Consider the following 14,624-nt stretch of genomic DNA (forward strand, 5'->3'; position numbering starts at 1 on the left):
GGCCCCACAGTGCACTGGGCTATCGCCCGCCAGCGCCCGAAACCATCATACCAATGGATCGCAGGCCGACAATGCACTAACAATCAATTTGGACCAGTCAGATGAGGCTGCTCAGTCGCAGGACACGAAATTGCTCAGAAAGCATATATTGGCGCTTGGAGCGCAGGACGACGCCATCCTTCCACCGAATTGCCCGAACCGTTGAATCACGCTCAACCAGGTTTTGGGTCTCGAGTGGACGGAAACCGCTCCTACCTTGATAACCAAACAAAACCGACCTCTGTCCAGCTCCAAAACCCTGGTCTATCCTAACTGTTCTTGCGAGAAACTCTTCGGTGTATTGCGGTTCAACTTCGAATGCTCCGCGACCAATTCAGCCAACTCTGGCCGGCATGAACCGCAGTTTGTTCCAGCTTTAAGGGCATCTCCGATATCGTCCACATTGATCAAACGTTTGTCGCGAATGGCGCCGATGATGGTTTTTAGTCCGACCCCGAAACACGAACAGACAATTGGTCCACAGTCTTCAGAAGCAGCAGATGACCGGCCAGACAGTATCTGAATGAGCGAAACCTCAGGCAAACTTGCCAAATAGTCTCGCATCAGAGTGATAGGTTGGCGGGAGATGAAAAGCGCCGCCAAGAGGCGCTGTCCGTCTGACAGCGCGATCCTATGCGAGCCGCGCTTGGGGTCTTCGATTGAAGTCACCATGGCATCAGGTAGTCCAAACCACTCTCGGGCTTTGTGTTCCCAATCGTCGATGTCCTGCTTGCCCGCCAACTCCATCCTGTGGCCTTTGTCCGTTTTGCTGATTGCCCAGTATTCTGCCGTAGGCAAGGCCGCATCGACGGAAATGGCGAAGCCGTACCAGGAAGCATTCAGAAGCCGCACAGAAACAGCCGTCGCCTTGCTTTCAGGCTGTCCAGATATCGGATCAGTCACACTTGGAACAAGCGCATCCACACGGGCTGAAGGTGCCGTTTCGCCCGTCCAGTGAATTGGTGCGAACACTTGCCCGGGTGCGACAGCTTCCGAGATTCGCAGGCGAAAGACACCGCTTCCAACTGAGCTGTCGAGTTGGACCAAATCTGCGGCGCTAAGGCCCAACCGATCAACGTCTGTTGGATTCATGTCAACATAAGGTTCGGAAAGGTGGGCTGATAAACGAGGCGACAAACCTGACCGTGTCATGGTATGCCACTGATCCCGGTTTCGCCCTGTGTTTAAAAGAAACGGGAATTGTGCACAGGTTTCCACTTTGGGCGGCTTGTGAGAAACCGGAACAATACGCGCTTTGCCATCAGGATGAAAAAACTGTCCATCGCCAAAAAACCGCTTGTCGGTCGCACCAAGTGTCGTTGGCCATTGTGTGGGGCTCAGCGCATCATAGTCTTCATCCCCAATGTCGGACAACTCGGTAATATTGAAGTCCTTGCCAAAAGACGCCGCAAGTGAGGTCATGCTCGCGTATTCTCTGAAAATCTGCGCCGGAGACTCGTAGTTAAATGCCTCTTCCCAACCCATCCTACGGCCGACCTCGGCCAAGATATCCCAGTCCGAGCGGGCTTGCCCCGGAGGCCTCAAAACGGCACGTTGTCTGCTTATCGTGCGATCTGAATTGGTTACAGTCCCCGATTTTTCTGCCCATCCCGCCGCAGGCAGCAGCACGTCTGCGATACGCGCGGTATCTGTCCGCGCGGTAAGGTCGCTGACAACTGTAAATGGGCAGTTTTCGATAGCTGCGCTCACTCTGTCCGCGTCCGGCATGGTAGCCGCAGGGTTGGTGTGGATGATCCAGAGCGCCTTGATCTGACCGTCTTCGATGGATCGGAACAGATCGACCGCTTTTAATCCTTGCCTCCGAGGGATGTTGGGCGAATTCCAAAATTGTTTAACCGCCTGACGATGGTCCTCGTTTTCTATGTCCAGATGGCAAGCGAGCGTATTGGCCAGACCACCCACCTCTCGACCGCCCATGGCGTTAGGCTGACCTGTGACCGAGAACGGCCCCATCCCTTCGCGACCAATTCGACCGGTGGCCAGATGGCAATTCAAGATCGCATTGACCTTGTCGGTACCGCTGGAAGACTGGTTTACACCCTGACTAAAGACCGTAACGACCCGCTCAGTACCGATCCACAAATCGCAAAACGCCTCAATCTCAGATGGGCTGAGCCCCGTCTCGTCAGGATCGTCAAGCTGCGCCAGTTCGAGGGCTTCAGAGAACCCATTGCTTCGTTCCAGGAATTCGGCGGATACATGGCCGGTGTGGTGAATTCTGCAAAGCAATCGGTTGAAAAGCGCTACGTCGCTGCCTGGCTTAAGCGGCAGATGAAGGTCCGCCTGATCACAACTCGCTGTGCGGCGCGGGTCAATGACCACGATCTTCGTGCCATGCGCCTGACGCGCCGCCATGACCCGCTGATAGAGAACGGGATGACACCAGGCAAGGTTTGAACCAACCAGCACAACTAAGTCAGCGTGATCCAGATCTTCATAAGTTCCGGGCACTGTATCGGTTCCGAAGGCGCGTTTATGCCCGGCTACAGTTGACGCCATACACAACCGCGAGTTGGTGTCGATATTGGCTGAGCCGATGAAGCCTTTCATCAACTTGTTGGCAACATAGTAATCCTCGGTCAGCAATTGGCCCGAGACGTAAAAAGCTACGCTGCCCGGTCCGAACTCTCTGATCGTGGCCGAAAAGCGATCGGCAACCAATTGCAGTGCGTTATCCCAACTGGTGTCCTGGCCGAACGCGCGTGGGGCCAACAACCGGTGGTCTAGACCCACGGTTTCGTCCAAAGCCAACCCTTTCGAGCATAGACGCCCGTAATTCGCCGGGTGGTCCGGGTCGCCCCGCACTGTCAGACCACCGGCACCATCGGGGCGCAAAAGAACACCGCAGCCGACGCCGCAATAGGCACAGGTTGACCGGACCTCTGGCAGGCCAGTTCCGTCCATCAGGCCGCACTCCGCCGGGTGACGGCGCTGTCGTCAAGCAGGATGCGCCCATCTTCCAAACGTACGGGGTAGGTGGTGATGCGACCATCATCTGCGCCCTGGGCCTCGCCCGTATTCAAGTCGAAAACCCAGTTGTGCAAGGGGCAGGTGACCGACTGGCCGTGGACGATGCCTTCAGACAACGGGCCACCCTTATGGGGGCAGCTATTGGTTGCGGCGTACACTTCAACCTCAGCAGTACGGAATACGGCGATGCAGCCGATATGGGTTTTCACCAACCGCGCCCCGCGTAAGGGAACCTCGTCGATATGTCCGATGTCGATCCAGCTCATTCCGCTGCCTCCAGTGTGAAATCTGCAATCGGCGCGTAGGTCTGCGCTTTTTCTTTGACGTGTTCGGCCCACGGGTCTTTACGGTAGATGCTTTGCGACAGCTCGAACCTGGCGACCAAGGCGGTGCGGTTTTCAAGGTCGTCCACGACCTGAGCTTTGACCCAGTCCATGCCGACCTTGCCTAGCCATTTATACATTCGATCCAGATATTTGCCGCCTTCGCGATAGGCTTGCGTGACGGCCATCACCACCTCAATCGCTTCGCCTTCGGTCTGGACCTGGCACAGCAATTCGGTCTCTTTCACGTCCATACCGGCGGCCCCTCCGATACTGATCTGATAGCCTGAGTCCACGCAGACAACGCCGATATCCTTGCAAGTCGCCTCAGCGCAGTTGCGAGGACAGCCCGACACGGCCAGCTTCAGCTTATGCGGAGTCCAAGACCCCCACAGGATTTTCTCAAGCTTGATGCCGAGGCCGGTGCTGTCCTGCGTGCCGAACCGGCAATGATCGGTTCCGACGCAGGTTTTGACTGTCCGCAGGCCCTTGGAATAGGCGTGGCCCGAGACCAGACCGGCCCTGTTCAGATCCGACCAGATCGCAGGCAGGTCTTCACCCTTCACGCCCAGCAGATCGATGCGTTGGCCGCCGGTGACCTTTACGGTTGGCACGTCGTACTTGTCGGCGGCGTCGGCAATGGCACGCAGTTCTTCGGGCGTGGTGATCCCGCCCCACATGCGCGGCACGACGCTGAACGTACCGTCTTTCTGAATATTCGCGTGTTTGCGTTCGTTAACGAAGCGGCTTTGTGGATCATCCTGATATTCCAGTGGCCAATCCGCCAGAAGGTAATAGTTGATCGCCGGGCGGCAGACATGACAGCCGTTGGGCGTATTCCAGCCGAGTTCCTGCCAGACTGCGGCCTGGCTTTTTAGTTCTTGGCCCTTGATCAGACGGCGTACATCTTCATGCGTCAGGTCGGTGCAACCACAGATCGGTTGTGCCGCTGGCATCTGGAACGCATCGCCTAAAGTGACCTGCAGGACCTGTTCGACCAGACCCGAACATGTTCCGCAGGAAGCGCTGGCCTTGGTACTTGCCCGCACCGCGCCCAGATCGCCAGCCCCTGAATGGATCGCCTCGACAATGTCGCCTTTGCATATGCCGTTGCAGCCGCAAATCTCCGCCTCAGGCGGCAATGCTGCAACGGCTGAGAGAGGGTCCGCGGTGTCGCCCCCCTGGTAGGCCGGGCCAAAGATCAGCGTCTCACGCATGTCTTCGATGCTGGTGCCATCCTGGATCAGGCCGAAAAACCAGCCGCTGTCGGCCGTGTCACCGTACATGACAGCGCCGATCAGACGGTCCTGTTCGATCACAAGACGCTTGTAGACGCCCCGCGATGGGTCGCGGAAGACGATATCCTCACGCCCCGGTCCATCCGCGAAATCGCCAGCGCTGAACAGATCGCAGCCGGTGACTTTCAACTTTGTTGAAAGAGTTTTTTGCTCAAACGCGACCTCTTTATCCAACAAGGCATGCGCCGCCACTTTCGCCTGATCGTAGAGCGGCGCGACAAGACCAAAGACCTCTCCGTTATGCTCGACGCACTCACCCACAGCGTAAATCTCCGGATCCGAGGTCAACATTTGGTCATCCACATGAATGCCACGCCCGGTGGCCAGACCGGCCTCCAGCGCCAGCGCTGTATTGGGACGGATGCCAACGGCCATGACCAGCAGATCACAGGGCAGCTCGGTCCCGTCGTCCAGCAAAAGTGCGCGGACCTTGCCATCTTGCCCAAGGATTTCCTTGGAGTTCGCCTGTAGGCAGATATTGATTCCTTTGTCTTCCAGCGACTTCTTCAGCAGGTAGCCTGCGGCTTCGTCCAACTGACGCTCCATCAAGTGGCCCATGATATGCACCACGGTGACGTCAACGCCGTGCGCGGCCATGCCCGCCGCAGCTTCAAGCCCCAGCAAGCCGCCACCGATCACGACGACCTTGTTGTCGGGGCCCATGTCCATCATCTGCTGGGTGTCTTCCAGGTCGCGATAGGCGATGACACCTTCCAGATCATGACCGGGCAGGGGGATGATGAACGGGTTCGACCCGGTTGCGATCACCAGCTTGTCGTAGGGAAGGTGTCCGTGCTCGCCCTCGACAACTTTCATCTCGCGGTCGATCTTTGCAACTTTCTCACCGAACCGGCAAGCAATCCCCCGCTCGGCGTACCAGGCGTCATCATGTGTGACGATCTCTTCATAAGTCTTCTCACCCGACAGAACCGGGCTCAGCATGATGCGGTTGTAGTTCCCGCGGGGCTCGGCGTTGAACAGGGTGATGTCGAACGCATCCGGCGCGGCGTCGGTCAGGTGTTCTAGCACCCGGCCCGAGGCCATGCCTGCGCCGATGACAACAAGTCTTTGTTTCATGGTTTCACTCCGCTGCAATCGCCTTGGGGGCGGGCGTTTTTGGCTTGGCGCCGTGTTCGTATTCTTCGAGGAAATCGAGGACCTCCTGCCGGTAGGCGTAGTAGTCCGGATGCTCCAACAGCGCTTTGCGGGTGCGCGGGCGCGGCAGGTCGACCTTGGTGATCTTGCCTATGGTCGCTTGTGGGCCATTGGTCATCATCACCACGCGATCGGCCAGCAGGATCGCCTCATCCACGTCATGGGTCACACAGATTGCGGTGACCTTGGTGCGGGACCAGACCTCCATCAACACTTCCTGCAATTCCCAACGGGTCAGACTGTCGAGCATCCCGAAGGGCTCATCCAACAGCAGCAGCTTGGGCGATAGGGCAAAGGCGCGTGCGATGCCGACGCGTTGTTTCATGCCGTTCGACAGGTCGCTTGCGGATTTGTCCATCGCATCGGCCAGACCGACGCGTTCCAGATAGTATTCAACGACATCCTGACGCTCGGCGATGCTGGCCTTGGGATAGACTTTGTCGACCCCGATCGCGACGTTTTCCTTGGCATTTAGCCATGGGAACAGGTTGGGGGATTGGAACACCACGGCGCGTTCTGGATCAGCCCCCTCGACATGACGACCATCCAGCTTGATCGCGCCCTTCGATATATCGTTCAGTCCCGCAGCCATGGTCAGAACCGTAGATTTTCCGCAACCTGAATGGCCGATCAGCGATATGAACTCGCCCTTGTCGATTTTCAGGTCAAAGTCCTCGACCACGGTCAGAGGGCCTTTGGGTGTCGGGTACACTTTGTGCAGTTGCGAGAAGTCGAGGAAGCGGTCCTGGATCATCCCCTTTTGCGCCTCAGCCACCGCAGCCGGCACACCGTGAATTGGAGTCACATCGGGCAAGATGCGCGAACCTTCGACCTTGGCTTCGATCCCCACATCCATCAGGTACTTGGTGACGTCGGAGCGTAGGCGCTTGAACGTCTCGTCGTTGTTCATTGCACCGCGTTCGCGAGGGCGCGGGATCGATACGCGGAATTCCTGGCCCAACGTACCATCGGGGTTCAAGGCGATGATCCGGTCGGCCAGAATGATCGCCTCGTCCACGTCATTGGTGATCAGAACGCAGGTCTTTTTGTCGGCCTCCCAGATGTGTTCGATCTCATCCGCCAGATTGGCACGGGTGAGCGCGTCGAGCGCCGACAGAGGCTCATCCAACAACAAAACCTCGGGGTTCATCGACAAGGCACGCGCCACGTTGACCCGCTGACGCATCCCACCCGACAGTTCCGCCGGGCGGCGCGTGGCAGCATGGCTGAGACCCACCATCTGCACATAATGCGCGACCTTCTCGGCCTTCTCAGTCTTGCCGAGGCCTGGAAAGACCGTATCGACCGCCAGTCCCACATTGCCGCTGACCGTCAGCCAAGGCATCAGTGAATAGTTCTGAAATACTACGCCACGTTCCGGGCCCGGCCCCTTGATCGGAGTTCCTCTGAACGTGACCTCTCCGCCAGTTGGAGTATCCAGACCGGCCATGAGGTTAATCAGGGTCGTTTTTCCGGTGCCGGAAAAGCCGAGGATCACCAGAAACTCGCCCTTCTGCACGTCCAGATCGATGCCTTTCAGCACATCCGTGCGCGCGGCGCCTTCACCGAAGGATTTCGTTGCGTTTTTGAAGCTCAGGATGCTCATCGCGCTCACCGGTTGTTCGTGAATGTGAAGAGGGATTGCAGTGCGTACATCACCCGGTCCAACAGGAAACCGATGATGCCGATGGTGAAGACCGCAACCATGATCTTGGCAAGCGAGCTGGACGAACCGTTCTGGAACTCATCCCAGACAAATTTGCCCAAACCGGGGTTCTGCGCCAGCATTTCAGCCGCGATCAAAACCATCCAGCCGACACCCAGCGACAGGCGCAAACCTGTGAAAATCAGCGGCAACGCCGAAGGCAGCACCAGCTTAGTGACTTTGGTATAGGTGTTCATTTTCAGAACCTTGGAGACGTTCACCAAGTCCTTGTCGATGGTCGCCACACCCAGCGCGGTGTTGATCAGAGTCGGCCAAAGCGAACACAGGGTCACGGTGATGGCCGAGATCAGGAAGGACTTGGCGAACCAACCGTCGTTGGTGACGTAGACGGCCGAAACGATCATGGTCACGATCGGCAGCCATGCCAGAGGTGAGACCGGTTTGAAGATCTGGATCAGCGGGTTCAGCGCCGCATTGGCGGTCGGCGACAGTCCAGCAGCGATCCCAAGGGGAACGGCCACAACGGTCGCGATCAGAAACCCGAAGAACACGGTTTTGATAGAGGTCCAGATTTGCTGGTAGTAAGACGGCGCGCCGGTGTAGGCGACTTGTTTGACCTCGTCCGCGCGGCCCGTATCGATCAGCTTCTGGTTCCGTTTCTCAACCATTGCCTCGAACTTGGCGCGCTTGGCGGCCTTGGCCTGTGCGTCCTCGTTGAGGTTGACCATTTCTGCCCAGACCTGAGCTGGGCCTGGCACGGCGCCGAGGGAAGTTTGCACTTTCGGGGCGAGCGTCCCCCAAAGCAGCAGGAAGGCGCAGATCGACAGCAGGGGGACGACCAGAAGACGCCAGATTTCGGTCATCTGAGCGCGGGGGTTGTCTCCGGCGGCAGCTTTCAGGACCGGGGTGGCCCAGCTTAGGCCAAGAACCTGGAACCATTTGTCGGCGGCGTTGATGCGAGTGAACAGGCGGGTGCGACGCGCCTCTTTGGCGGCGTCTGCGTTGAATTCGGGATCGACCGTTGTCATCTGATGTGTCCTTGCGATGGCGGGGCACTTTGGGGTGTGCGCCCGACTGATACCGGGCGCGACGCATGGGATTAGCCTTGCACGTCCGAGCCGACGATCTTCTGATCGCCCTTCAGACCAATGGACAGGCTTTCGAGATAGGCGTTGGGGGTGCGGCCGTCATAGGTGATGCCGTCGATGATATCCTCGGCCGGGGTGGGCGCTTTGTAACCATCACTGTCCCAGGGGAAGTCGGCCTCATTCGCCAGGCCTTCATCGACTAGCAGGCGCGCGGCTTCCAGATAGATCTCGGGTTTGTAGACAGATTTGGCAACCTCGTCATACCAGCTGTCGGGCTTGGATTCAGGGATCTGACCCCAGCGGCGCATCTGTGTCAGATACCAGATCGCGTCCGAATAGAACGGGTATGTCGCGTTGTAGCGGAAGAACACGTTGAAATCAGGAACTTCGCGCTTGTCGCCTTTTTCGTATTCGAATGTGCCGGTCATCGAGTTGGCGATCACGTCATAATCTGCGCCCACATATTCCGCGCGGCTGAGGATCTCGACCGCCTCGGGGCGGTTGGCGTTGTCGTTCTCATCCAGCCACATTGCGGCGCGGATCAGGGCCTTGGTCACGGCCAGCGTGGTGTTAGGATACTCTTCTGCGAACTCGGCAGTGATGCCAAAGACCTTCTCAGGGTTGTTCTTCCACAGCTCATAGTCCGTGATGACCGGCACGCCGATACCCTTGAACACAGCCTGTTGGTTCCAAGGCTCGCCCACGCAGTAGCCGTATATCGTGCCGGCCTCCAACGTGGCAGGCATCTGCGGCGGTGGCGTTACTGACAGGAACACATCTGCGCCGATCTGGCCGGTTACGTTGTCAGGGCTGTAGTAGCCGGGGTGCAGTCCACCGGCGGCAAGCCAATAGCGCAGTTCGTAATTATGGGTCGAAACGGGGAAGACCATGCCCATGTTAAAGGGCTTGCCTTCGGACTTGTATTTCTCGACGACCGGAGCAAGCGCCTCGGAGCTGATAGGGTGTTGGGGACGACCATCCTCCATCACCGGGATATTCGGCTTCATCTCTTCCCAAATCTCGTTCGAGACGGTGATGCCGTTGCCGTTCAAGTCCATCGAAAATGGTGTGATGATATGCGCCTCGGTGCCGTATCCGATGGTCGCGGCCAAAGGCTGCCCGGCCAGCATGTGCGCGCCATCCAGCTGCCCGTCGATCACGCCATCCAGCAGCACTTTCCAGTTGGCTTGTGCTTCCAGCGTCACGAACAGGCCTTCGTCAAGAAAGTACCCATTCTCATAGGCGACAGCCAGCGGCGCCATGTCAGTCAGTTTGATAAAGCCAAACGTTAGCTCGTCTTTTTCCAGTTCCAGTTCGGCCAGTGCCGGTGACACAAGCGCCGTCGTCGCAGCAAGGCCTAAAAGAAGCTTTTTCATCTCGTTCCCTTTCGGTTCAGCCCAACCCGTTGGGCAAACAAAAAAGCCGCCGACACAGTCCGCCGGGAGGAGGTGGCGGATGGTCGAGCGGCTTTGCTCTTGTGAGGTGCCCTGGACTATGGGCGAATTCCGTCGGTGGGCGTCGTTGCCTTCCGATGTTCCGATTTAGCCAGTCACGCAGCGGCGCGTCATCAATTTTCAGCGTTTTCACCTCGAAAATTCTGCGTCGCAGCAATAACAGATGCTGCACTGCAAAAATTTTGTGCAGACTTACCCCGCTGGCTCGAAAATGCGTCGGTCGAAAAAGACGTTCCGAGACAGAATCAGGCTGCCATTGGTCGAGGCAACCGCCGTCGACTCGGGTAACGCCCCTTCAAGTTTCTCGGACGCGCCGGGTGTTTCCACACCAAGCCCTTGCAATTCGCGACGATAGAGATCACTGCGAAAGACCTTTGCGGATTGTCGTTCCGCAGTTCCGGCGTCCAGCCCGTTTCGTTTCGCCAATTGATGCGCAACCCATTTCGCCTGACTGCGCCATGGGAAGGTGGCAGCGCCGTCAAAAAACTCGACAAACCCATCGACATGGCGCTGCTCGCCGCGGGCCGATATAGTGAATTCGCCCATCAGCGCTCGGTCAATCAGCTCGGGTGAGACGTTGAGATAGGTTTTACGCGATAGCATCTCGGATGCAGTTGTTCGGCTGTCCGTGTTCGAAAGCCAGCGTCCTGCGCGCCAAACGGCCCGCATAAGGCTGCCCAGCAAATGTGGTTCGGTTTCGGCCCAGTCGTTTCTGACCGCCAGCACCTTTTCAGGTGCACAGGACCAGATCGCCTTGCCGGGCAACAGCAGTGTACCGACACTGTCGTCTACAGCGAATGAGCCCCAGGGCTCACCCACACAGAAGGCATCGATCTCGCCACCTGCGAGCGCCTGCGCCATGAGTGGAGGCGGGACGGTTCGGATTTCGACTTGTTTCGAGGCCAGTTCGGTTCCAGCGACCCAATAACGCAACAATTCAACATGCATCGAAAACGGAAAAGGTACACCGAACACCAAAACGTCGCCGGCGGCCTGTGCCAGTGCAGCCCCAGCTGCAGCAGCATCGGAGAAATCGAAGCCGTAGCCTTGGTCGGTCAACCGCCCAGCCAATTGAGTTCCAACACCTATGACATTGCCATTGAGCGACAGGACAGACACGGCGGATAACGGTGTCGCAATGCCTCCAAGACCCAAAGCCATTGCAACGGGGACGGGTGACAGCAGATGTGCCGCGTCCACGTGCCCAAAGGCCAGCATATCACGCAGAGACGACCAAGATGGAGCCGGTCGCAGGTCCAACGAGATGCCTTCGGCGTGGTCAAACCCCATCTCGCGTGCCACGATCAGTGGAGCGGCATCAACCAAAGGCATATAGGCGACAGGCAGGGTTACCGTTCTCATGACAACAAACCTGATGCTGTGACCAAGGCTTCGGACACCTCGGCAACCCGGCGATTCTGATTCATCGCGGTTTTACGGAGCAGGGCATAGGCTTCATCTTCCGAAACGCCCTTGGCCTTCATTAACAAGCCCTTAGCTCGGTCAATCACTTTGCGCTCTTCCAGCGCACGGCGGGTTTCGGCCAGTTCGGTCCGCATCTGACGTAACACCTGAAACCGGGCAATAGCGGTATCGATCACAGGTTTAATGCGCTCGGCTTGCAAACCGTCGACGACATAGGCCGATACCCCGGCCTCAACTGCGGCTTTCGCCAACCCGCCCGCAGCGCTCGAGACAAACATCGCCACGGGACGTTCCAATGGACCTGAAGCAACGGTGAGCTCTTCCAGCATATCCCGCGATGGATTGTCGATGTCGATCAGGACAATGTCCGGGCTATGCGTTGCAATTTTACGTGCCAGCCCGGTGACATTGCCGATTACATAAACGTCTACGTCTCCAGCCTCTTTTAGGGCATCTACGATCGCAAAAGCACGCTCTTGGTTCTGTTCGACTACAACGACGGTAAGATGTTGATTCATGGAGTCTCAACTGAGCCCAAGATTCATTGATCGCAATTCCAAGGCCAATAATCTGTTCACCAGGCTGCCGGTTCGCCCATTATTTCAGCGTATTTCCACATTTAGCGGAATGCCTGCACAGTTTTTCTACATGGCATCAAAGAAGTCTGCGGTGAGCGCTGCAGTGGCGTCTCGCATCGCACCTTGTGTTTTTCACTTGCTCTAACGGTCGTAGGATTTTTCAACAACTCTGATCTGTCCGATCGCATCAAGACGGGGCATACCTTGCCCCATCAGAAGTTCAAACTGCCGCAACTTCGAATCTACCTCTTCTGGCTTCGGTCGCTTGTTTGCCATTCTCAGTCCTCCGTTTCCTAAACATAACGGTGGACCAGTTCAGTTGGGGAGGCTCAAAGCTGCCCATCCTGCTTTGTTCTGCCAGGACCCCTACCAGTTCCGCTGGGAGATCTTCAGTCAGCAGGGCTCAGGTCTTGAGAGGCGTGGGCGTACACGATTTCTTTCTCCATTCGCTCATAGATCGTGAGAAGCCTGGCGGCTCGTTTCACGGCGTCGAGCGGGAGGTCGGTACGCAGGGAAAGGTACAGAGATGAGTTTGATTGAAAGTTTGATAGCGCCCTGGGAAGGCGTTTGCGGCAATGGAATGCCCGACCCATTCGCATGAGGTAAGGGCCGGCGCAGTGTTTTGGCTTCTGATGGGACGAGCTAGAGCGCTTGCGCGCATAGTTCGCAAAGGATTGTGTTACACCCTCTGTCACAGTTTCGGGCGACTGAGACACATTGTCTAAGATGAGCTTGGAAAAGGTCTTATTTTCTCGACTTTTCATGGAAATTGGCTGGGGTGGTAGGAAACCTTGCCGACCGATGAAACCTATCAACTTTTCCCACTAGCCTGAGAAACTGGGGCGGTTTCGGGGGCATTCTGCTTAGCGAAGCGACGGGCGGAATGGAGCGTTAGAGGGTCAGCATGGGGCATTTCTAACAGTGAGCACTGGGCGTTTTGATCGCTAGATCGATCGTTCACTGCCGCTGGCGGGACAGAGCTTACTATACCGCTAGAGAACCCATAACTGGCGCTGAGACGACCGCTGGCGAGACGTTCCGGGTGCTGAAGACTGGTAGCTGGTGCTACCGGGTGGCAGAAACTTGTAATGGCGCTCTGTGTCCCAGTTCACAGGACCTCTCGTTCATCCAGGTTAACGTGACGTCATCAATGGGAGGTCGCAATGCTTCGTAAGGCTTCAAATACCTGGCACACTCGCACCGAACACGCAGTAACCATGATCCACCCAGTTGTGCGTATCTTGCGTCATTGCATCCAGATGCAACGCCAAGTGAACCGCTACCATTGAATTCGAGCGCGGGTAGGCCGACCGGCTGACGACCGATTGTTGACATTGATGAAGTGGCCGACCGTTGGCGTAGAAGCGGACGTTCGAGCGGACAACGGCGAATGACCGTATCGAGCCCTGAGCGGATATAGCCGAGTGATCCGGTAGCTGCGAGTGCACAAGGCTGCTTACAACACTTTGCCGACCTTGACCCCTACGTGTCCGTCAATAGTCTGAGTGAAATGACCAAATGTCGGTTGCGAGCCCAGAGTGTCACATGCTGCGCCAGGCATGAACGTCGGCTTTAATGCTTGAGCAAGCGCGGCATTTAAGAAGACGACAAAAACTTGTATGACGATGGCAGTAATTTCGGTGTTACTAAGCGGATTTGAACTAGATGCCCAACGAACGAAAGATACCTACCGTTGAGTTTGGACGAGAACTTCGAGGCGCTAGACTGCAATTGGGTCTTACGCAACGGGAACTCGCGGAAATGGCATTTCAAAACCCGGATCGCGCCAGTTCTATTTCTAGCTATGAAACCGGAAAAAACTTCCCATCAGCCGCGACTTTGATCGACCTTGAGAGCGCACTTGGCGTAAGATTTCATTTCAATCTACGGTACTACAAGAAAAGAGATAGACTTGGAGGTGAGTCAGGTACGAGCGCAAAAGATATAGCGGCAACCGCAACGCGGCTGTCATCTAAGCCAAAGTCAACCCGACGGGTACTATCATCAAGCGCAAATCAAATATCCCAAGCTGTTGCGATACTGCTGAGTGAAACTGGTATCAATCGGCTACCAGAAGGGTTAGATGCCTTAGAAGTCATCCCATTGACACTCCTAAGTATTGCAAAGAGCGCAAACTCGTCGGACTACGATGTGCTGATCGACTACATTGCGAAGCTTGAGCGAGAGAATGCGGAACTGCGAGAGGCCGTTCGTCAGAATTCTGAGAGTAGCCGGCTGGACATCTTTCTTGATGAAGCAACAAAGACACTTGCTGGCTGGCAGGCATGGATGGCAATAACAACGGCATTATTTGCTGCAGTAGCATACCTAGATATCCCACCTCCAAACGAAGTTTTGGATTGCTTGGAGGACAGTGCTCCACCAGCTATCGAGGACGATTGGAGCGTGACCGAAGTCTAAGCAATCGTCAACTTAAGCTGTCATTTCAGCGGCGGCAACGAACGGCAGCTTCGTCCGCTTTGCCGTCATTAGAGCTGTATGGACCAACCAAAACCGTCAGATGACCGGTTTGAGCCCAAACCAGCAGATTGCTGCACCTACTTCGAATGTCCGCTTCCGGACTGCCGCCCAGGGTAAAGAAACAGA

10 protein-coding genes are annotated in these 14,624 nt (G+C 56.7%); 1 reads left to right on the top strand and 9 read right to left on the bottom strand.

Features of this window, described 5'->3' with window-relative positions; genetic code table 11:
* Positions 1-303 precede the first annotated feature (303 nt).
* From GOW31_RS21595 to GOW31_RS22220, 9 genes are all read right to left on the bottom strand, one after another.
* Positions 304-2,964, bottom strand: coding sequence for a nitrate reductase (locus GOW31_RS21595; protein ID WP_171172766.1), 2,661 nt, complete (start codon positions 2,962-2,964; stop codon positions 304-306).
* On the bottom strand, positions 2,964-3,296 hold the full coding sequence (nirD, locus tag GOW31_RS21600) for a nitrite reductase small subunit NirD (RefSeq protein ID WP_171172767.1): 333 nt from the start codon (positions 3,294-3,296) through the stop codon (positions 2,964-2,966). The genes GOW31_RS21595 and nirD overlap by 1 nt, the downstream gene beginning before the upstream one ends.
* Positions 3,293-5,728, bottom strand: coding sequence for a nitrite reductase large subunit NirB (gene nirB / locus GOW31_RS21605; protein ID WP_171172768.1), 2,436 nt, complete (start codon positions 5,726-5,728; stop codon positions 3,293-3,295). The genes nirD and nirB overlap by 4 nt, the downstream gene beginning before the upstream one ends.
* A 4-nt stretch (positions 5,729-5,732) precedes the next feature.
* Positions 5,733-7,412, bottom strand: a complete 1,680-nt coding sequence (locus tag GOW31_RS21610; protein WP_171172769.1) for an ABC transporter ATP-binding protein — start codon at positions 7,410-7,412, stop codon at positions 5,733-5,735.
* Between the two features lie 5 nt (positions 7,413-7,417).
* Complete coding sequence (locus GOW31_RS21615) at positions 7,418-8,500, bottom strand: ABC transporter permease (protein WP_171172770.1); 1,083 nt, start codon at positions 8,498-8,500, stop codon at positions 7,418-7,420.
* Between the two features lie 71 nt (positions 8,501-8,571).
* Positions 8,572-9,936: a CmpA/NrtA family ABC transporter substrate-binding protein gene (locus GOW31_RS21620; RefSeq protein WP_171172771.1), complete on the bottom strand. Its 1,365-nt coding sequence runs from the start codon at positions 9,934-9,936 to the stop codon at positions 8,572-8,574.
* 270 nt (positions 9,937-10,206) lie between these two features.
* Positions 10,207-11,376: an ABC transporter substrate-binding protein gene (locus GOW31_RS21625; RefSeq protein WP_171172772.1), complete on the bottom strand. Its 1,170-nt coding sequence runs from the start codon at positions 11,374-11,376 to the stop codon at positions 10,207-10,209.
* The gene (locus GOW31_RS21630; RefSeq protein WP_171172773.1) at positions 11,373-11,957 is read right to left on the bottom strand and encodes an ANTAR domain-containing response regulator; all 585 of its coding nucleotides are present in this window, start codon (positions 11,955-11,957) and stop codon (positions 11,373-11,375) included. The genes GOW31_RS21625 and GOW31_RS21630 overlap by 4 nt, the downstream gene beginning before the upstream one ends.
* 201 nt (positions 11,958-12,158) lie before the next feature.
* Entirely contained in the window at positions 12,159-12,293 is a 135-nt protein-coding gene (locus GOW31_RS22220; protein WP_256368257.1) for a hypothetical protein, read from the bottom strand.
* 1,389 nt (positions 12,294-13,682) lie between these two features.
* On the opposite strand from GOW31_RS22220, the gene GOW31_RS21635 reads away from it, so the two are divergent.
* Positions 13,683-14,438 (top strand): helix-turn-helix domain-containing protein, encoded by a 756-nt coding sequence (locus GOW31_RS21635; protein WP_171172774.1) that lies wholly within the window; start codon positions 13,683-13,685, stop codon positions 14,436-14,438.
* The last annotated feature ends 186 nt before the right edge of the window (positions 14,439-14,624 follow it).

It is taken from the genome of Ruegeria sp. HKCCA0370, assembly GCF_013033705.1.
Classification (GTDB): domain Bacteria; phylum Pseudomonadota; class Alphaproteobacteria; order Rhodobacterales; family Rhodobacteraceae; genus Ruegeria.

What these genes read in the sequence shown, in the direction of transcription:
- GOW31_RS21635 (WP_171172774.1), top strand. Translation starts at nt 13,683, where the DNA reads ATGCCCAACGAACGAAAGATACCTACCGTTGAGTTTGGACGAGAACTT.
- nirD (WP_171172767.1), bottom strand. Translation starts at nt 3,296, where the DNA reads ATGAGCTGGATCGACATCGGACATATCGACGAGGTTCCCTTACGCGGG.
- GOW31_RS22220 (WP_256368257.1), bottom strand. Translation starts at nt 12,293, where the DNA reads ATGGCAAACAAGCGACCGAAGCCAGAAGAGGTAGATTCGAAGTTGCGG.
- GOW31_RS21610 (WP_171172769.1), bottom strand. Translation starts at nt 7,412, where the DNA reads ATGAGCATCCTGAGCTTCAAAAACGCAACGAAATCCTTCGGTGAAGGC.
- GOW31_RS21620 (WP_171172771.1), bottom strand. Translation starts at nt 9,936, where the DNA reads ATGAAAAAGCTTCTTTTAGGCCTTGCTGCGACGACGGCGCTTGTGTCA.
- GOW31_RS21595 (WP_171172766.1), bottom strand. Translation starts at nt 2,964, where the DNA reads ATGGACGGAACTGGCCTGCCAGAGGTCCGGTCAACCTGTGCCTATTGC.
- nirB (WP_171172768.1), bottom strand. Translation starts at nt 5,728, where the DNA reads ATGAAACAAAGACTTGTTGTCATCGGCGCAGGCATGGCCTCGGGCCGG.
- GOW31_RS21625 (WP_171172772.1), bottom strand. Translation starts at nt 11,376, where the DNA reads ATGAGAACGGTAACCCTGCCTGTCGCCTATATGCCTTTGGTTGATGCC.
- GOW31_RS21630 (WP_171172773.1), bottom strand. Translation starts at nt 11,957, where the DNA reads ATGAATCAACATCTTACCGTCGTTGTAGTCGAACAGAACCAAGAGCGT.
- GOW31_RS21615 (WP_171172770.1), bottom strand. Translation starts at nt 8,500, where the DNA reads ATGACAACGGTCGATCCCGAATTCAACGCAGACGCCGCCAAAGAGGCG.